The sequence below is a fragment of the Vibrio zhanjiangensis genome, assembly GCF_030161235.1.
GTDB lineage: Bacteria > Pseudomonadota > Gammaproteobacteria > Enterobacterales > Vibrionaceae > Vibrio > Vibrio zhanjiangensis.
In genome coordinates this window covers 1-19,295 of the sequence record NZ_BSPW01000023.1, presented here as the reverse complement: position 1 = coordinate 19,295, position 19,295 = coordinate 1, and the positions used below count along the sequence as shown (strand labels likewise).

General features: G+C 41.7%; 17 protein-coding genes and 1 pseudogene. 7 read left to right on the top strand and 11 right to left on the bottom strand.

Annotated elements, in window-relative coordinates; translation table 11 throughout:
- Positions 1-42: 42 nt before the first annotated feature.
- On the top strand, positions 43-462 hold the full coding sequence (locus tag QQK21_RS06690; protein WP_284191426.1) for a GNAT family N-acetyltransferase: 420 nt from the start codon (positions 43-45) through the stop codon (positions 460-462).
- A gap of 38 nt (positions 463-500) precedes the next feature.
- Here QQK21_RS06690 and QQK21_RS06685 read toward each other — a convergent pair.
- Together QQK21_RS06685 and QQK21_RS06680 are read right to left on the bottom strand one after the other, a co-directional pair.
- Positions 501-692, bottom strand: a pseudogene (locus tag QQK21_RS06685) (integrase core domain-containing protein); the annotation flags it as partial.
- Between the two features lie 64 nt (positions 693-756).
- Complete coding sequence (locus QQK21_RS06680; RefSeq protein ID WP_284191425.1) at positions 757-981, bottom strand: hypothetical protein; 225 nt, start codon at positions 979-981, stop codon at positions 757-759.
- Between the two features lie 609 nt (positions 982-1,590).
- On the opposite strand from QQK21_RS06680, the gene QQK21_RS06675 reads away from it, so the two are divergent.
- From QQK21_RS06675 to groL, 3 genes are all read left to right on the top strand, one after another.
- Positions 1,591-1,926, top strand: a complete 336-nt coding sequence (locus tag QQK21_RS06675; RefSeq protein ID WP_284191424.1) for a DUF3135 domain-containing protein — start codon at positions 1,591-1,593, stop codon at positions 1,924-1,926.
- 194 nt (positions 1,927-2,120) lie between these two features.
- Positions 2,121-2,414, top strand: a complete 294-nt coding sequence (locus QQK21_RS06670; RefSeq protein WP_114785960.1) for a co-chaperone GroES — start codon at positions 2,121-2,123, stop codon at positions 2,412-2,414.
- Positions 2,415-2,497: 83 nt separating this feature from the next.
- Positions 2,498-4,144, top strand: a complete 1,647-nt coding sequence (groL, locus tag QQK21_RS06665) for a chaperonin GroEL (protein WP_284191423.1) — start codon at positions 2,498-2,500, stop codon at positions 4,142-4,144.
- 76 nt (positions 4,145-4,220) lie between these two features.
- Here groL and glpX read toward each other — a convergent pair whose 3' ends face one another.
- On the bottom strand, positions 4,221-5,228 hold the full coding sequence (glpX, locus tag QQK21_RS06660) for a class II fructose-bisphosphatase (RefSeq protein WP_284191422.1): 1,008 nt from the start codon (positions 5,226-5,228) through the stop codon (positions 4,221-4,223).
- Between the two features lie 293 nt (positions 5,229-5,521).
- On the opposite strand from glpX, the gene zapB reads away from it, so the two are divergent.
- Complete coding sequence (gene zapB, locus QQK21_RS06655) at positions 5,522-5,764, top strand: cell division protein ZapB (protein ID WP_284191421.1); 243 nt, start codon at positions 5,522-5,524, stop codon at positions 5,762-5,764.
- A gap of 71 nt (positions 5,765-5,835) precedes the next feature.
- Here zapB and metF read toward each other — a convergent pair whose 3' ends face one another.
- The 3 genes from metF to QQK21_RS06640 all read right to left on the bottom strand — a co-directional run bounded on the left by metF (position 5,836) and on the right by QQK21_RS06640 (position 10,523).
- A complete protein-coding gene (gene metF, locus QQK21_RS06650) occupies positions 5,836-6,726 on the bottom strand; it encodes a methylenetetrahydrofolate reductase (RefSeq protein ID WP_284191420.1) in 891 nt (296 codons plus the stop codon).
- A gap of 219 nt (positions 6,727-6,945) precedes the next feature.
- Positions 6,946-9,357, bottom strand: a complete 2,412-nt coding sequence (locus tag QQK21_RS06645; RefSeq protein ID WP_284191419.1) for a bifunctional aspartate kinase/homoserine dehydrogenase II — start codon at positions 9,355-9,357, stop codon at positions 6,946-6,948.
- Entirely contained in the window at positions 9,354-10,523 is a 1,170-nt protein-coding gene (locus QQK21_RS06640) for an O-succinylhomoserine (thiol)-lyase (protein ID WP_284191418.1), read from the bottom strand. Before QQK21_RS06640 ends, QQK21_RS06645 begins: the two co-directional genes overlap by 4 nt.
- Before the next feature lie 218 nt (positions 10,524-10,741).
- Between QQK21_RS06640 and metJ the strand changes: the two genes are divergently transcribed.
- Entirely contained in the window at positions 10,742-11,062 is a 321-nt protein-coding gene (metJ, locus tag QQK21_RS06635; RefSeq protein ID WP_152429345.1) for a met regulon transcriptional regulator MetJ, read from the top strand.
- Between the two features lie 566 nt (positions 11,063-11,628).
- Here metJ and argS read toward each other — a convergent pair.
- Positions 11,629-13,371, bottom strand: coding sequence for an arginine--tRNA ligase (gene argS / locus QQK21_RS06630; RefSeq protein ID WP_284191417.1), 1,743 nt, complete (start codon positions 13,369-13,371; stop codon positions 11,629-11,631).
- 244 nt (positions 13,372-13,615) lie between these two features.
- Here argS and QQK21_RS06625 point away from each other — a divergent pair, with 244 nt between their 5' ends.
- A complete protein-coding gene (locus QQK21_RS06625; RefSeq protein WP_284191416.1) occupies positions 13,616-13,747 on the top strand; it encodes a hypothetical protein in 132 nt (43 codons plus the stop codon).
- A 109-nt stretch (positions 13,748-13,856) separates the two neighbouring features.
- Here QQK21_RS06625 and QQK21_RS06620 read toward each other — a convergent pair whose 3' ends face one another.
- The 4 genes from QQK21_RS06620 to QQK21_RS06605 form a co-directional block, all read right to left on the bottom strand.
- Positions 13,857-15,398, bottom strand: a complete 1,542-nt coding sequence (locus QQK21_RS06620; protein ID WP_284191415.1) for an AMP-binding protein — start codon at positions 15,396-15,398, stop codon at positions 13,857-13,859.
- A gap of 41 nt (positions 15,399-15,439) precedes the next feature.
- Positions 15,440-16,480 (bottom strand): hypothetical protein, encoded by a 1,041-nt coding sequence (locus QQK21_RS06615; RefSeq protein ID WP_284191414.1) that lies wholly within the window; start codon positions 16,478-16,480, stop codon positions 15,440-15,442.
- A 29-nt stretch (positions 16,481-16,509) separates the two neighbouring features.
- Complete coding sequence (gene asnB / locus QQK21_RS06610) at positions 16,510-18,336, bottom strand: asparagine synthase (glutamine-hydrolyzing) (RefSeq protein ID WP_284191413.1); 1,827 nt, start codon at positions 18,334-18,336, stop codon at positions 16,510-16,512.
- A gap of 1 nt (position 18,337) precedes the next feature.
- Positions 18,338-19,295: MFS transporter (locus tag QQK21_RS06605; protein WP_284191412.1), on the bottom strand; the 958-nt coding region annotated here is incomplete at its 5' end.

Sequence of the window (19,295 nt, the reverse complement as noted above, 5' to 3'; positions counted from 1 at the left end):
CTAAACTGCCTTCATTCTACCTTAATTTGCAGTTTGGTGATAATGACTCCTGTCCAGTTCGACGTTTTAGACCCTATAAAGCTTCCGCTTGTTTCTCGTTTGTACAAAGCCTATTACCCATCAGGTAGAGCGAAAAAAGATGAGTTAACTATCGTAGGAAAGTGTGATCAGCAAGTGGTTGCTGTGGTGCGCTTTAAGGCAATTGAAGATAATCGCCTATTGACTGGTATGCTCGTTGTGCCTGAGTTTAGACACCAAGGTTTGGGCCACCAGTTAATCTCGTATTGTGAGAAGCATGTGCTTCAAAGTGGTGACTTTTGTTTCGCTTATTCAGAACTCGAAAGCTTTTATCAGCAGCATGGATTTTTCACGCTTGATTCTGATTCTTTGCCAAATACTCTCAGGGGATTGTTTGAGCGCTACAGTCAAAAAAAATCATTAGCTGCAATGCAATACGGCTGATATATAAACATCAGCCGTATATGTTCTGCGCAACTTTTTCAGGGCACTTTTCTAAAGGACTTTTCATAGTCGATCGGTGACATATCGCCGTTAGTCGTATGTAACCGATCTAAATTGTAATATCGCGTATCAGCTGACACATCATTTTTCATGTTCTCTCGCGTTGGTTGCGGTACTTTTAACAACCAGTCATGCTTCAGACTACCAAAGAATCGTTCAATCACCGCATTGACGCTCCTATGTCAGTTTCAAATGAACTGTGATAAGCCAGATACTATAATGGGGGTATAACCCCTAGAGCTCTGAAAATAAAGTTAGCATCGACACTAATGTCGACTCCAGCAAACTGCCTTGAGATGCTTTAATTCCTTTACATACTAAGACACATTGATAACTTGGCGGTACATAACATTTTTCTCGTATATGTTCAGGTGCAGTAACCAATAAAGCACGTATTTGGTTCATCGCTTGTGTTTTAGCTTTTACAGAACTATTTCCCGCAATAACCAAGAGCTTCATAGTTTAAACAATAACATCATGAGATTTAGGGATTGCTGTAGATTCATTGGCTAAACCTGAGCGAGCAGCGCTCTCAGCATCAGTTGGATCTGACTGATCCCTTAGTCTATGCATTGCCCTATTGGCTCTATTTACTTCAAATACTTTTATTTGCTTCTGTCGCAAGAACTTACATAAGCCTGCACTATGAGTCCCAGTGCCTTCTATGCCTATTTGCTTCACCGTTCCAAAGATTTACACCATTTGTATAGTGTTCATAACCACCTGAATTTAAGATTAACTATCGGGTATCGACAACCTGAACGATGCTGTTAACAAGCATTGCAACATGGTTATCAAGATGCGTATCAACGCCTAATGTTAAATTCTTAGAAATGCCATTACAGTTCATATCAGCTCAACCTCATAGTTCCAGTGCAGAACTGGACACAGACGATGAAGCACAATGTTCCTATTAGGTTACTGGCACTGATTAACTAGTTTAGTTTATTCATTTTCCTTATCTACTCTCTCTTTCCTTAAATCTATAGATTTTCCTACACTCGCACAAATCCCGTTGGTCGGCTATATTTTAATTGATAGAATTGTTAGTTTTGTTTTGGGGGCTGTATGAACTCACCTTTAATTAACCAAACTCTTCCTTCGTTTGATGAGCTAATCCATCTCGCGGAGAGCAATCCTGAAGGATTTGCCCAATTTAAACACGATATGTGTAAAGAGATGATCATGTCTGCATCTGAAGAGATGCGTGACAGACTTTGGGCTCAGCAAAGCCATATTGATAGGGTAGTGGATAATTGCAAAAACCCCAATCATGCCAATGTGGTATTGATGCGCGAATTGGTGTCCCAAATGGTTAAGTTTCAAGATGTACTTGAAGGCGATTCTTGTGAAGATCAAGAGCGTAGCAGTGCTCAAATCATTCCTCTTGCAGATTGGCGGTAGGAGATAAATATGCGGCTAAAGTACATCCACCTGCATCTCAGTGCACTTATCTGAAGTTGATCACAAAAATCTCTCTATTGCCCCTTGGGTTTCAACAAAACGTCCCACATATAGATAGCACAAGACTTTAACGCCTTGTGCTATTGCGCTAGGTAATTATCCAACAACATGGAAATTTTCAGGAGAGACGACCGATGAACATTCGTCCATTACACGACCGAGTTATCGTAGAACGCCAAGAAGTTGAGTCAAAATCAGCGGGTGGTATTGTTTTGACTGGTTCTGCTGCCGAGAAGTCAACTCGCGGTGTGGTTTTGGCTATTGGTAAAGGCCGCATTCTAGAGAATGGCACTGTGATGCCTCTAGATGTCAATGTTGGCGACACAGTGATTTTTGCTGAAGGCTACGGTACGAAAACTGAAAAGATCGACGGTAAAGAAGTCCTAGTGATGTCTGAAAGTGACATTATGGCTATCGTTGAGCAATAAGCTAGCAATCATTGAGTAATTTTTTGCTCAGATTCATTTGTTAATTACGTAAAACTAAAGAATTTTAGAAAAGGAAACTAAAGATGGCTGCTAAAGACGTTAAATTTGGTAATGATGCACGCGTTAGAATGCTAGAAGGTGTAAATGTTCTAGCGGACGCAGTAAAAGTCACTCTTGGCCCTAAAGGCCGCAATGTAGTCTTAGATAAATCATTCGGTGCACCAACAATTACTAAAGATGGTGTCTCTGTTGCGCGTGAAATCGAACTTGAAGACAAGTTCCAAAACATGGGCGCGCAAATGGTTAAAGAAGTGGCGTCACAAGCAAATGATGCGGCTGGTGATGGTACAACGACGGCCACTGTTCTTGCACAAGCTATTGTAAGCGAAGGTCTTAAAGCGGTTGCAGCTGGCATGAACCCAATGGATCTTAAGCGTGGTATCGATAAAGCGGTAGCCGCAGCGGTGAAAGAACTTGGTGAGCTTTCTGTTGACTGTAAAGGCAGCAAAGAAATCGAGCAAGTGGGTACTATCTCTGCAAACTCTGATTCTAGTGTGGGTAAAATCATTGCTGAAGCGATGGAGCGTGTGGGTCTTGACGGTGTTATTACGGTTGAAGAAGGTCAGGCACTTCAAGATGAGCTAGATGTTGTTGAAGGTATGCAGTTTGACCGTGGTTACCTGTCTCCTTACTTTATCAACAACCAAGAATCTGGTTCTGTTGAGCTAGACAATCCATTTATCTTGCTGATTGATAAGAAAATATCAAACATTCGTGAGTTACTGCCAACTCTTGAAGCGGTAGCAAAAGCTTCTCGCCCTCTACTGATTATTGCAGAGGATGTAGAAGGTGAAGCACTTGCCACACTGGTTGTCAACAACATGCGTGGCATCGTGAAAGTTGCAGCAGTGAAAGCGCCAGGTTTTGGTGACCGTCGTAAAGCTATGCTTCAAGATATCGCGGTCCTAACGGGTGGTACTGTGATTTCTGAGGAAGTCGGTCTTGAGCTAGAAAAAGTGGTTCTAGAAGATCTTGGTCAAGCTAAGCGTGTTGCTATTACCAAAGAAAACACCACTATTATCGATGGTCTGGGTGAGCAGTCTATGATTGAAGGCCGTGTTGCTCAAATTCGCCAGCAGGTGGAAGAAGCGACATCTGACTACGATAAAGAGAAACTTCAAGAGCGCGTTGCAAAACTAGCAGGCGGTGTTGCCGTTATTAAAGTTGGCGCAGCAACTGAAGTTGAGATGAAAGAGAAGAAAGACCGCGTTGAAGACGCACTTCATGCCACTCGTGCAGCGGTTGAAGAAGGTGTGGTTGCTGGTGGCGGTGTTGCGCTTATCCGCGCGGCTTCTAAGATTGTTGACCTTCAAGGTGACAATGAAGAACAAAATGTTGGTATTCGTGTTGCACTGCGTGCCATGGAAGCACCTCTTCGCCAGATCACACAAAACGCAGGTGACGAAGAGTCTGTGGTTGCGAACAATGTGAAAGGCGGTGAAGGTAGCTATGGTTACAATGCGGCGACAGGTGAATACGGTGACATGCTAGAAATGGGTATCCTAGACCCAACTAAAGTGACTCGTTCTGCGCTTCAGTTTGCTGCATCTGTTGCAGGCCTTATGATCACAACAGAAGCTATGGTGACAGATCTACCACAAAAAGATGCACCAGGAATGCCTGATATGGGCGGCATGGGTGGTATGGGTGGCATGGGCGGTATGATGTAGTCCGGCGACCTAGCTGAACAAAAAGCGGAGACTTAGTCTCCGTTTTTTTATATCAGTAACATAGCCGATTTATAACCTATGACACGATTTCTCTGATTTCAGGATCTTTTCGGTCAAGATAGTGGGTTGATTTGATGCGCCTGATGGTTCGGCAGCGGCCTCGAATAAGCAGTGTCTCTGTGGTGGCAATATTGCCCTGACGTGTTACTCCGTCGAGCAAATCTCCTTTAGTAATACCGGTTGCCGAGAAGATAACATTATCACTTTTCACCATCTCTTCTATGGTTAACACTCGATTCGCTTCAACGCCCATTTCTTTGCATCGGTTCAACTCCGCGGCACCATAAATTCGGTTTTCCTCGTTATCGCCTTTGACATGATGTCTAGGCAGTAAACGTCCATGCATATCACCATCGAGCGAACGAATCACAGCGGCAGAAATCACGCCTTCAGGGGCACCGCCAATACCATACATCACATCGACTTCACTTTCTGGCATACAGGTTAAAATTGAAGCAGCAACATCCCCATCAGGAATGGCAAATACGCGCACACCCATAGATTGCATTTGTGTGATCACTTTGTCATGGCGCGGCTTAGCTAAGGTTATAACGACTAAGGTATCGAGAGTTTTATCGAGGGCCTTGGCTACATTTTCCAGATTCTGTTTTAGAGGTTTGTATAGGTCAATACAGCCTTTGGCTCCTGGGCCTACAACCAGTTTTTCCATATACATGTCAGGTGCATTGAGAAAACTCCCTTTCTCTCCTGCGGCCAATACTGCTAAGGCGTTAGATTGTCCCATCGCCGTCATACGAGTTCCTTCAATGGGGTCAACGGCAATATCGACTTCCTCACCACCTAAACCGACGGTCTCGCCAATATACAGCATAGGGGCATCATCGATTTCCCCTTCTCCAATCACTATCTGGCCATCTATTTCTGTCTGGTTCAATAAAATTCGCATAGCTTCCACAGCCGCTCCGTCTGCCGCATTTTTGTCACCGCGCCCTAACCATTTATAACCTGCTAAGGCTGCGCCTTCCGTTACTCTGGAAAATGCCATTGCTAAATCACGTTTCATGCTTGCTCCAAATAAAAATAGACTGGGGAATAGGGTGGTTAGAGCGAATTTTAGCATATTTGTATGAGAGTTTATGTGTTAGGTCTAACTTGATAAAAAATCGGCTAAAAGTAATAAAAAATGTGCTTTAAGTCCTTCTCCGTCAGTGCATTGTCAAGGTATGCTGTTTTTTTAATCGATTGATACCAAATATACAATATAGAGCGTGTTTCTCTCTCTCTGCCTGAGTAGAATGAGGGTATACAGTGGAGTGAGGCGCTTCGCGATAATCGGATAATACAAGGTAGGCCAAGATGTCTTTTGAAGTACTAGAAAAACTAGAAGCGAAAATACAAACTGCAGTGGACACTATTGCACTTTTGCAGATGGAAGTGGAAGATCTTAAAGAAGAAAAAGAAAAGCTTGCTGTTGAAGCTGATGAATTGCGCTCAAGTCGAGAAGAGATGGCGCAAAAGGCTGAACAGATGCAGCAAGAGCATTCAGCTTGGCAGGATCGGATTCGTAACTTGTTGGGCAAGATGGACGAAGTCGAATAATGACGAGCGAATTATAAAAGGGTTGACCATGGTCAACCCTTTTTGCTGATGAAGGCGTTTGCTTGATACCACTAAGAGTTAGGTCTAACACCTAACGTGTGGCAAAGGGCGTAGGTCATTTCTGCACGATTGAGTGTATAAAAGTGGAAATCCTTAACGCCTTCTCGGCTTAAAACGCGAATCATATCAATTGCTTGACTTGCACCAACCAGCTGGCGAGTCGTTGGGTCATCATCGAGACCTTCAAATTGTTTTGCCATCCAGCTAGGAACTTTGACATTGTTTTGCGCTGCAAAGCGTGAGGCTTGCTTGAAGTTCGATACGGGTAGGATTCCGGGCACGATTTCTACATCAATACCTGCCGCCACGCAGCGATCTCGAAAACGTAAATAGCTTTCTACATCAAAGAAAAACTGAGTAATAGCACGGTTGGCACCCGCTTCAACTTTACGTTTGAGGTTAAGCAAATCAGCCTGAGCACTTTTGGCTTCAGGGTGCACTTCAGGAAAGGCGGCAACAGAGATATCAAAATCATGACGTTCTTTGAGCAAAGTGACAAGATCCGATGCATACATCTTTGGTTTACCACCACCTGGTGGAATGTCGCCACGAAGTGCAACGATACTTTGAATGCCGTTTGCCCAGTAATCTTCCGCAATACGCACCAGCTCTTCTCTTGAAGCATCAATGCATGTTAAGTGAGGCGCAGCCACTAAGCCTGTTTGTGATTTTATCTCTTTGATAATGGAGTGAGTACGGTCTCGTTCACCTGAGTTTGCTCCGTAGGTCACCGAGACAAATTTCGGTTTCAATGTCTTTAGCCGATGAACGGAGTTCCAAAGCGTCTCTTCCATTTTTTCACTGCTTGGGGGAAAAAACTCAAATGACACATTAATATTGTCACCAAGCTCGGCAATGTTTTGGTTTAAGGCATCAATATGGCCAGCGTGTGTGTATCCCATCTTACTCTCTCCGTGTGGTATTGCATGACCACAAAATGCAAATTTTTCAAATTGACGTTTAGACGTCTATATGTCTAAAGAATGTAATGAATAGGGCTGAAAGTCAACTGCGTAATCATGAATTTTTCTCAAGTTAAATATTAGCTTGTTTCAATTAGAGAGCCCTAGGTCAATCTGATGATGGCATAGTAAAAACGCAGCCAATGGCTGCGCTATCACTTAGAGTAAACTGGCGAGCAAATTGAGGTCGGACTGTATAGCACCAGCAGTGACTTCTCGTCCTGCACCAGGACCGCGTATGACTAAGGGGTTATCTTTATACCATTTGCTCTCAATGGCAAAAATATTATCGCAGGGGAGTAGATTGGCGAGCGCGTGGTGTTTATCTAGCGCTTCAATTCCAACTGAGGCCGAGCCATTTTTTTCTAATCGAGCTACATAACGAAGCACCTTGTCTTCACTTTGTGCACACTTTAAGCGTTCAGCCATTTGCTCGCTTAATATTTGGCCCTGGTCAAGGAAGTCATCGAGTGACAGGTCGATAAGTTCTGATGGAACAAGACTTTCGACTTTGACGGACTCTGGCTCAAGGTCAAATTCGGCCTCACGGGCTAGAATGACGAGCTTACGCATCACGTCTGAACCATCGAGGTCGCAGCGAGGATCTGGCTCGGTAAGGCCCTGCTGCCATGCAAGGTCGACCAGTTCAGCAAAGGGTACAGTGCCGTCGTATTGTTGGAACAGCCATGATAGTGTGCCAGAGAAAATCCCCGATAATGAGTGAATATCGTCCCCACTTTCACACAGATCTCTTACGGTGTGGTTGATGGGGAGACCAGCCCCAACCGTTGCATTATACAGCCAATGTCGGTTTATCTTGGCAAAGGCATTTCGTACTTGATGATAGTATTGGCTTGACGCAGAGCCTGCAACTTTATTGGCAGAGATGAGATGCATGCCTTGCTCTGCAATATTTGTATAACGCTGGGCAAGTTGTTGACTGGCGGTGACATCCAATACCACAACATCATCATAGCCTTGTACCGAACCCAGTTTTTGAATCCATTCATCACCTTGATATTCTATGGCTTCCTCTTCGTAGCGTTGACTGACGCCGGCCGGATCAATGCCTTGAGGACTGAACCAGTAGTTCTGACTATCCACCACGGCGATCAGCTCAAAATGGATACCATGGCGCTTTTCGAGTTTATTTTTTTGTTTGTTAAATAGCTCAAGCCAACTCGACCCTATATTGCCTTTTCCACACAAAGCGATCCCGACACGTTTGTGAGCTTGAAAAAGCTGATCATGAATGGTTTTGACTAAATTTGAGGTATTGACGCTTCGTAATATGGCAACAAGGCTCAGCCCTGATGGGGACTCTGCAATGAATTCGACAGGGGCTGACTTGAGCTGATGATAGAACCCGTAACAATGGTTGGCATTTTTTGCCACGCCAGCGCCAACGGCAGCCACTAAAGAAAATCCTTCTTTGAGCTTTATTTCGGCTTCGATTGCTGCATCTTGCAGATACTCTAGTGCGCCGCCTGCGATTTCGGATGTGTAAGCTAAACGCAGCGTGTGTTGATCTTCTTGAACTTCAAAAGTAAGAGGTTCGAGTTGAGCGCGCTTCAGAGTGCTAAGGGTTTCCTGTTTTAGGCGCTCAAAATCATGTCCAGCAGGAAAATGGAGCTGAATTAAGAGTACTTCATTGAGTGATGAGACGATCTTTGCGCCTCGTCCTGATGCTAGCACACGCTCGATTTTGGTTGAGCCGGCCTCTGGGTCATAGCTGCAACGTAGATGAAGATCCATTGAACTCTGGGCGACAGGTTGCAGAGTGCGGCTATGTAGAACCGGGGCCGCTAAGCGAGCGAGCTCATTGGCCTCATCCAGTCGCAGTAGAGGCAAAAGGCAAGCATCAGAGACAAATCGAGGGTCAGCGCTGTATACACCAGCGACGTCACTCCAAATGGTGGCTCTAGAGACCTCAGCTAGGGCTCCGATAACGGTTGCCGAATAGTCTGAACCATTGCGCCCAAGTAAAACGGTATGGCCATTGTCATCTTGGGCCATAAAACCCGTGATTACGATGCGATGATTAGGGTGCTGGGATAGGACTTCCTTAATCAAAGGGTATGAACTACCTCGATTGACTTCTGGTTGAGTGCCAGATTCTGCTCTGAGAAATGTTCGTGAGTCTTGTGCAACAGCTTGTAATCCATTTTGATTGAGCAAACTGGCTAGCAAACGTGCTGACCATGTTTCTCCATGGCCAAGTACAGACGCTTTTTGCGCAGTATTTAACGGGGCAGTGAGCTGTCCGAGCGTACTAAATTCATCGTCGAGTGCGGCCACAAGCTCATTTTTTAACTCGCCTTGTAATAGGTCATGGACGAGCTGCATTTGGAATTCTCTTAGGGATTGCAACACTTCGTGGGCAATACGACCATCTTTGTTTAGTGCATCTAAGAACTCAATCAGACGGTTGGTGGTTTTCCCTGCTGCAGAGACCACAATAAGATCATCTGGATTAGAGTATTCTTTGAGTATGTTCGTCACGCGGCGATAGCATTCTGGATTTGCGAGGCTACTTCCACCAAATTTATGTAACTGTCGCTGTTGGCTCATTGATGAAATTCCTTAGCTTTACTGAATGCTTGTTCTAAATCGTCGATGAGGTCCTCGGCGTCTTCCAAGCCGACCGATAGACGCAAGAGTTGTTGGGACACTCCCGCTTTTGCAAGTGCTTCTTCTCCCATTGCCCTGTGGGTCATCGAAGCTGGGTGGCAAATAAGGCTTTCAACACCTCCCAGAGATTCTGCGAGTGAAAATAGTTGTAGCTCACCAACGAAGTGTTTGAGCTGTTCAAAGCTACCTGAGAACTCAAAGCTTAGCATCGAACCAAACCCCGATTGCTGCTTTTTCGCGATGTCATGGCCTGGATGTTCTGGCAAGCTAGGATGATAAATTCTACCGATCAGAGATTGCGATCTTAGATAAGCCAAAATTTGCTTAGCACTTTCTTCATGGACTCGCATTCGAGCTGCAAGAGTTCGGATACCGCGTAAGGTCATATAGCTATCAAAAGGTGTACCTGTAGCCCCAATACAGTTACCCCACCATGCTAAGTCTGTGCTGTCCTGCTCTGTTTTGGTGATGATGACGCCACCAATGACATCTGAGTGGCCATTTATGTATTTAGTGGTTGAGTGAATAACGAAATCCGCGCCCAGTTCTAAGGGTTTTTGGAATATAGGGGTTAAAAAAGTATTGTCCACGCCCACTTTAGCTCCTACTTCATGGGCTTTGGCACACACTTGGGCAATATCAATGACACGTACGAGAGGATTTGACGGCGTTTCTAAAAGGACAAGCTTAGGTTTTTGCAAAAGAGCAGACTCAAGTGCTTGTGTATCGGATTGATCAACAAAAAGAACTCTAAAATCGCCTTTTTGAGCACGAGTATTGAATAATCGATACGTTCCCCCATAACAATCATGGGGCGCAATGATAAGATCGTCTGGCCCAAGAAATGCCGACACCCATAAGTTAAGTGCCGATGTTCCACAATTGGTGACTACGGCGCCCTTGCCAGATTCCAACTCAGAGAGAGCTTGCTCTAATAGTCCACGATTTGGATTACCTGAACGTGTGTAATCATATTTTGGTACTTCGCCAAATGCAGGAAAACCGAAATTTGTCGAGAGGTATATTGGTGGCACGACAGCATGATGCTGAGTGTCGGACTCAATACCAGTACGTACTGCGATTGTGGCTGTTTTACGGGGGCTCATAAGTGTTTCCTTTCGAACAGTAGTGACCTTTTTGGAGATAACACTATACCTTTTCGTGGATGTTAGAGATATGTTATTCCAATCAACTCTTTTTACTCTACCTTGAGTTTTTTCAGACGTCAATACATCTAGACGTCTATATGCCTTTGCTTGTGGACATAAATCCCGCTAAAATTACCTTTTGTAATTTTATACACAATAAATCTTAAAGGTGCGCAATGGCAGACTGGAACGGTGAGTATATTAGCCCGTATGCTGAACATGGGAAAAAAAGTGAGCAAGTTAAAAAGATAACGGTATCTATCCCATTGAAAGTTCTGAAAGTGTTAACTGATGAGCGCACTCGCCGTCAGATCAATAATTTGCGCCATGCCACCAACAGTGAGCTGCTTTGTGAGGCCTTTCTCCATGCTTATACTGGTCAGCCCTTACCAACAGATGAAGATCTAAGAAAAGACCGCCCTGATGATATACCTGCTGAGGTGAAAAAACTCATGACGGAAATGGGCATTGCATTTGAATCTTATGATGAAGACTAGCCTGATTGAGATTTTTGCTTTCCCAAGTCCAGTGGATCAATTGTGTAATAAAGGGGGATGTGCCCATTTTGGTGAACTTGTCCTCCTCATGGATACGTACACGAAAGAGATTATATGACTGGTTGACTATGATGGGGAGCAGAGCTTTATAAATGAAAATCGGCACAGACGCGCTCAGGTCATTGAGTACATCGAACGTTTGGATAAGCTGGTCGAATTGTTTGAGCTCAATCCCAAGCGTCTCGAACAGATCACCCAACATATTCTCAACACTACCTCAAAAAAGCAATTTTCGCTTGGTGTATCCAGACTGTATTAAGGGATTAAGTAAGACATGTCGGCCTGAAATCGAGTCGTAGTAGTGGATTACGTCCAAGTCGAGAATGTGGTTCAAATAGCAAACAAAAATCATCGACATCTACGTAAATTGCATCTAGGTCGTTCACGCCCTTGTTCTTGGTAATCTAATTTTTCGGTCGAAAGATCTGATCACCACAAGGGCATTTAGTTCAATTCCGCATATGCAGCTCAGGTTTATTAATTTCACACAAGTGTATGTAATAGAATTACATACTTTCCATAACCTCAATACCTAGTAAGTCCAAACCAGTCTTGATTGTGTTTGACACCAAGCGACATAAACTTAGGCGACTATATCGTATCTGTTCCGATACGCCCTCTTTAAGAATTGGACACGATTCATAGAATGTCATGTATAAGCTTGTAAGCTCGTACAAGTAGTTACATAGAACATGTGGTGTCACTTCGCTACTCATTAAATCTAAAGCTTCTTCAAATTGAAGCAATTTTATAGCTAGAGCCTTTTCTTGCTCATTTGAAATGATCACACTATCACTTAGATCTTCACTATTCACTTGTGCTTTACGGAAAATACTACGAATACGCGCGTAAGCATATTGTAAATATGGTGCTGTTTTTCCTTCAAAACTGAGCATACTATCCCAATCAAAGACATAATCATTTGAACGATGCTTGGATAGATCTGCAAACTTAACCGCACCTATACCAACTTTTCTAGCTATTTCGTTCAAATTATCTGCAGATAAATTTGGTTCGCGTTGTTCTAAGTATTGACTCGCGCGGCTCACTGCCTCATCTAACAGGCTGGTTAACTTGACAGTACCGCCAGTTCTCGTCTTAAAAGGTTTTCCATCTTGCCCTAGCATTGCACCAAAAAGGCTAGGCTCGTAACTCGTTTCTTCGCGTAAGAATTTGGCTTTACGTGCGGTGTTTTCCACTTGTTTAAAGTGCAGGCTTTGACGCGAATCAGTGAAGATTAGGATTCGGTCGGCCATAAGTTCATTCGAACGATACTCACACGCAGCTAAATCTGTGGTTGAATATAAAAATCCCCCCCCCGATTTTTGGACGATGAATGGCGAAGGTGCACCCTCACTATTAGCAAACTCGTCAATGAAGACAACTTGTGCACCCTGATCCTCTACAACCAAGTTTGATTCATTAAGGCGTTGCATAATCTTAGGCAGTAGATCGTTGTATGAACTCTCCGCACGGATATGTTCACGTGTTAGTGTTACATTAAGTCTATCGTATACTTCTTCAGAGTGTTTGATTGATGTATCGATAAACATTTTCCACAGCGATTTGCAGTATTCATCGCCTGCTTGCAGCTTAACAACGTAACTTCTAGCAAGATCAGCAAAACCTTCTTCATTATCAAAACGCTTCTTTGCATCACGGTAGAAACCTTCAAGATCTGCCAACGCTACTTTTTCTAGGTCTGTGCCTTGTTCAATCATTTGCTCTAAGTGAGCAATAAGCATACCGAACTGAGTTCCCCAGTCACCCATATGGTTATGACGAATTACGTTATCGCCTCTAAATTCTAATACTCTAGCCATCGCGTCACCGATAATGGTTGAGCGTAAGTGACCTACGTGCATTTCTTTAGCTAAATTGGGCGCGGAATAATCCACAACCACTTTCTGTACTGGTTGATGTGCTAAGACTCCTAGCTTTTTGTTTTTGTTAACGGCAATAATATTTGATTCGAGGAATGCGTTCTTTAGATGGATATTAATGAATCCAGGGCCTGCCAACTCAACTCTTTCTGCTATATCATCAATCTCTAGATTATTGATAACTTGTTGTGCTAATTCTCGAGGGTTTGCCTTTAATTTCTTAGCGACACTCAAGACCCCATTAATTTGATAATCACCAAACTGAGGCTTAGTACTTTGTGTTACGGAGGGATTTATGTCTTCTGGTAACCCAGCAGCTAACATTGCTTGTGATGCTTTTTCAACTATTAAACTCTTGATATTCATATGGATCTCTTTTTATTACTCAGCATAGCAGACCACTTAATAATATAGCCGTTACAGTCGAGTTGATTTACGGGAAAGTTCTGATAATACTTTCTAAGTAGTTACGTATTAATGCTGATTGGCGTGTACTTTCACTTTATGCACCTTACTCTTGTGGTTTGTCATCCTTCTTGTCTAAATAGTAATACTGCAATATCATTATTTTTCCCGTATTCTATCATAATTGCTTGTTTTTGGGAGAGTTTTGCGTGTTAATGTTTGTTCCATGCATGGTATCCACTCGGATGAGCACCGAGCATTTTACAGAGCCGCTTTACTGGCCAACTCTCTTGAAGTGACCGTATCAGCGCAAACCTTTGATGGAGCCCTGTACTAAGAGAGCTGAAGCCTTTTTAAAGATTTCATTGTCCTCACGTTGTTAGGCGTTATATCAATATATTTTAATTTTTATATATCAATAGGACTCCGTTTTTTATATCGCTAGTTCAAGATGTTAAATTTTTTAATTCCATGTAATTAGTTTTTCTACTTGCTGGATGAAGAGGTATATTTTTGATTTCGTGGCATTGAATTTCGCATGAAAAGAATTCTAGAATGCTATAAACCAAGCCTTTGATGCTCGCTTTTTCAACATGGCCGTGAGTCGTATAAAAGACTAATACTTTGAACCCATCATTGGTTTTGTCTTTTACGCAGACGCAAGTTTCTACATTGTTGAGATTACTCACCTTATCTTCAATTTCCTTGAGTGGAATTGTTCGGTCTTCTTTTTTGAGAATAAATGAATCTCTGCCTAAAAGGTAAAGTGTTCTTTTATCGTCGACGCGGCAATAATCCCCAGTGTTGAAGTACACTTTCCCATTGATATTTAGAAACTGGTTTTTATTGAGATCAGCCCGATTGACATAGCCATTACAAATCGCAGGACCCGCCACATACAAAAATCCAACACCAACATCGGTGATATCATTTTGCTCATCATCCAGCAGTAAGTAATCAGTCTCAGATAGTATTTTTCCAGTAGGTGTACTGTATAGGTTGTCTATACCTTTAAAATCTTGGCTATCTTTGTCAATGAGGCCTTGTGACACGACGAAATACTCTGTTGGGCCATAGTTATTTATCAAAGCGGTGTTTTTCAAAACGTGTGCTGACTTTGCAATAAGCGACTTGCTGATAATTTCTCCACCTAGCCACACTATTTTAAGAGGGTACTTTTCATATCCGCTGTTCACTAAAGCGTCTAAAAAGCTATTGTAGAGTGTTGGCGTGAAGAAACAGTGTTCTATGTTATGGTTATAAATGTACTGGCATAAAGTAGCTGATGAGCTAATGGTATCTTCAGGAACGATTATACCTGTAGCGCCATTCAACAGTGGGCTTAGGCCATCCCAACACAGGTAGGTGATATAGCCAAATCGGTCTTTTCCTTCGTTATTTTTTACTTCTTCCCAGAACTTATAAAAGGAGTAAATAACCGCACGATGTGACACCTCCACGCCCTTAGGAAGACCAGTGGTACCTGATGTATAGCCGATTATTGCTGTAGCATCGGCAGACTCAAAAGGAATGGGAGTAAACAACACGTCAGTTTGGTTTTGTAAGTCTAAATGGTTGTCTAGGTCTACTATAGTGACTGATCGTAATGACGAGAGATTTGCAAACAGGTTCTCGGATAAGATAATTTCTATCTGATTTTCATTGATTATGTGCTCAATAGTGCTTGGGGTGTAGGCTTCATCAATATGGATATAAGGTACGCCACACTTTAAGGCTGCAATACATGAAACCAGATATTTATAGCTTTTTTTAACTAAAATTCCTACAGGTCTATTTAGCTCGGTGCAGTTTTGTGTGAGGTTGTGTGCAAGCACATTGGATAGCAAGTCTAACTGTTCATAAGTTATATTGATGTCCCCATCTTTTATTGCTACTTTTTGAGGGAATGTATTTTTAATTCTTTGAAATATATCGATTATTGAGTAGTTTTGTTCAAATGAAGCTTTTTCTTCTAATAGATTCTTCATAGTATGCTCCGGCAGCACTCAAAGGTGCTGCCTTGATAATATTAAAAATAGTTTTCTAATTTACTCTTACGCTTAACATCCAAGGTTACACAGTGGAACCCCCCTCCAAGCGTTCTTGCGTGTCTTAGTTGCAATTGCAGTACTTCAATGTTGTTCTTTTCAAGCTCTTTAATTAGAGTTTCTTGGCGAGAGTCAACGACAGCCAATGTCGGACTTAACATGAATATATTCATACCTACCCATGTAGAAGAGAGTGGTTGGTAACCTTCATATCCTGTATCAACTAAATCAGGACACCAAATTTTATCCCAACTACGTAGCTTTTCTGGTAGGTTATTTTCATTGACTCGTGCTGGGTTAAGCAGCATGAGGCCTGGGCGTAAAAGTGCCATTGTCGAGTCTATATGAATACCATCATATAGGTCGCGGCATAGGTGTACGCGATACTGATCACCTAAAACTGTTTGTAGCCATTTCGCGCCTTTTTCGTTACCCGTATCGGAAATAAGATAGAAGAGATCTTCACCAGCTCTTAAAATGTTTGCTGCATCAAAAACAGGCTCGATATTATTTAAAGCAAGGCCTTCAGAGTCTAGGTTATAGCTGTTATCAAGTAGACGTGGCTTAGGTGCCGACAACCAGTTTGCGCCTTGCTCAAAGTACTCTAACATTAGATTTTTGTAGGAAAATTGTTCAAGGAATCGGCAGCGCATGGTCATTGGTGTTTCAATGATTTTATCTCCGACTACGAGTAATGAATCTCGTGGACAGTAGTTATAGAAACCTGTTGTTGACCAATCACCTGTTGAAAATTCCTTTGTCTGATCAATATCTTCAGGGCGACGTACTTTAATACCAAGCTGTTGAAGGTTCTCTACAAAAAGTGCTAAGTCTTCTTCAGTCTCTTCAATCACTTTTTGCGAGTATTGACCTAATTGTTCGGCAGTAACAGATTGATTGTCTCTGTACTCAATGGCAACTTGGTCAACGTTCAATGTTGGTTTATTGGCATGTAGCGCACTGCCTACAATTACTTCTTCCAATTGATCCCACTCATTGTGAGAGCCCGTAAAAATACTCATAATCACTCCTTTTACTTGTATTTTTGTTATTAATTTATTACTCGATAAGTCATCTTAGACTTATCTCCTAAATATCTCTCAACCCACTTTTGGATATAAAAAACGCGATATAACAGGTCGAAAATTGATTCTTTATCTTGTGTGTCAATAAGCTTTGTTAAGGCTTCTTTATTCCAAAAATCTAGAGGCTCTTCCCTAATACGTTCTAATTCTTTTTGGAAGAAAGCCCCATAAATAAACTCTTTTGGTGTACTAAGGCTTGGCAGTTTTTCTCTATCTACAATATGGCTAGGTAAGTGAGCGCGCATTGCATTACGTAAAGGCAATTTTTGACTCTTGTCTTTTGAAGGTATGCTCAAACAGTAGTCAACAAATTCGTTTTCTAAAAATCCTGGTCTAAGTTCAATTGAGAAGTCCATGAACAACCTGTCGGCTTGATCCAATTCCCAACCTGGTAAACCAAAGTTCAGTTCGAATATCGCCAATTGATTCAATAATTCGTGGCTATTTTTATCTTCGTCAAAAGATGACATGCATTGCTTAAGATATTGATCTAGGTATTGCGTATCTACATAATCACTATTCAACAAGCTCAGCGGTTCGATACACACGCTGTCGAAATTACTAAATGATTTTAACAATGATGCATTGCTAGTATTGATATGATTTTCTGCATGCTCTTTAAAATAGAGCGTTTCATAACCTCCGAGAATTTCATCTGAGCCAGTTCCGGAAACCGCAAGTCGCTCACTTGCGGGAAGTGATTTACCCAACAGGTATAAACCTAGAGCATTGGTACTTGGGATAGGCTCACCAAGCGCTGCTTGCATCTGATCAAATGTGTCTTCATCAATATCGGCATTGACTTTGAAATTCTCATGGTGAAATGAGTGTGTATTAGCGACTTCAATTGCAAAGGCACTTTCATCAATATTACCGTTGGTGATGTTATATGAAATATCTGATTCTTCGCACTTTTGTGCACCTTCAAATGTACACGAATATGTTTTTATACCGATACGGCCACTATAGCCAAGCTCAGTGACCAAAGCGGCAGAATCTAAACCACCACTGAGTAGTATGCTTGGCTCTACATCCGCTTCAAATACGCGATTAACTGCGTTTCGAAAATACGTGTTAAACTCACTTTGTTTGAATTCTCTGATTTTGCAAGTTGGTGACCAATACCTGTAGGTATTACAACTCAGTGTCTTACGATCCCAAATTTGTATCGTCGCATGTTCAACTTTGTTGATACCCGATAAGATGGTTTTTTCTCCCGGTACCATTCGAGTCATTAGTAGAGCACTTAATGCTGATTTGGATATCTGTCGTTGCGAAGGAGTGAGTAACTCGACTAGTGTTTGATAATCGGAGCTAAACCCTACGTAGTCCTCGCCACTTAAATAGTACAGCGGCTTTGTACCAAATCTATCTCTCGCACATATAAAAATATCGCGTTTTTTGTCAAAAATGACGATAGAGAAAATGCCATTAAGTTTTTTTATAAAATCTTCTTTAAATTTGATGTATAAATTAAGGATAACTTCAGTATCAGTATTTGTTTTAAAATTATAACCGTCACTTTCAAGTTCTTTTCGAAGCTCTTTATGGTTGTAGACTTCCCCATTGAATACGATGTGGTAGTTTTCACAGAACGACGAAATTGGCATAACACCATTATCATCTCCTATGATTCTTAACCTGTTTGAACCTAGATATACAGAGTTATTAATCAATAAACTTCCGGATGAATCAGGCCCTCTTTTTTCAGATCTTTTTAATCTTTCTGGTAGGGAACTAACAAACTCGCTGCTAAACTCTTTATTAGTAAGAAAAGTGAGTATGGAACACACGTTAAACTCCTTTATTTTTCTTTAAAACTAAAAGCACAACTGCAGATAAAATCATCATCAAACCTATTATGCTCATTCCATAGTTAGAAAAAACCTTTTCAACAAAGCCAAAAAGAAGACTACCTAAAGGTAAGAATATAGAGATGCATGTATATAAAATGCCAAAAAATCTACCGATATAATCTTGTTCTGATTTAAGCTGTATTGTGGTTAAGAAAAAAATGCTATAAAGAGTAAAAAAGTATCCATAAAACATTATTGTTAATAAATTAAGATATATTCCTAAATGGGGGATGGTTAATAAAATGAATATTCCACACAAAAAGAGTATGTTTCTTTCATCTATTTTTTGTAGGTAAGAGGAGGCTCGTCGATATGTTAATCCAGCTAAGACAGCACCAAAGGCCTCAGTTCCCAAAAGATAACCGTAGTAATTCTGTTCACCTACTATACCGACAAATGGAAGTACAACATTTATACCTCCCAAGAATAAATGGAAGATAGAAAATATCAGAACAATATATTTTAAATCTCCCATTTTTCTCCATGCTTCAAGGTAAGTGTTGTTTTCTGAACTAGGATTTTTAAAACTTTCGGATATGGGCTTTAGTAATATTGAGCAAATTAGTGAAAGACTAAAACTTATTAGATTGGTTAGCATCAGATCTTTTTCATTGAAATATCCAACAGACATCAGCAGTGCTCCTAGTGATGGGGAGATAACTTTAATGATCTCTGTTGAAACTGATAATTTAGAGTTGAGAGATGAAATTTTTTCTTTACTAACAAGTAATGGAGTTATTGCTCTCGAAGTTGGGGAGTATATAGCAAAGCAAAATGATATTAAAAAGTTGCACGCGGTAAGTGCTATGTAATTTATGCTGTTTTCTTGATAAATGCGTATTTCGGTGATTGCGATCGCTCGTTTCGGTTTATTCCGATCACTTGATCCTGCCGTT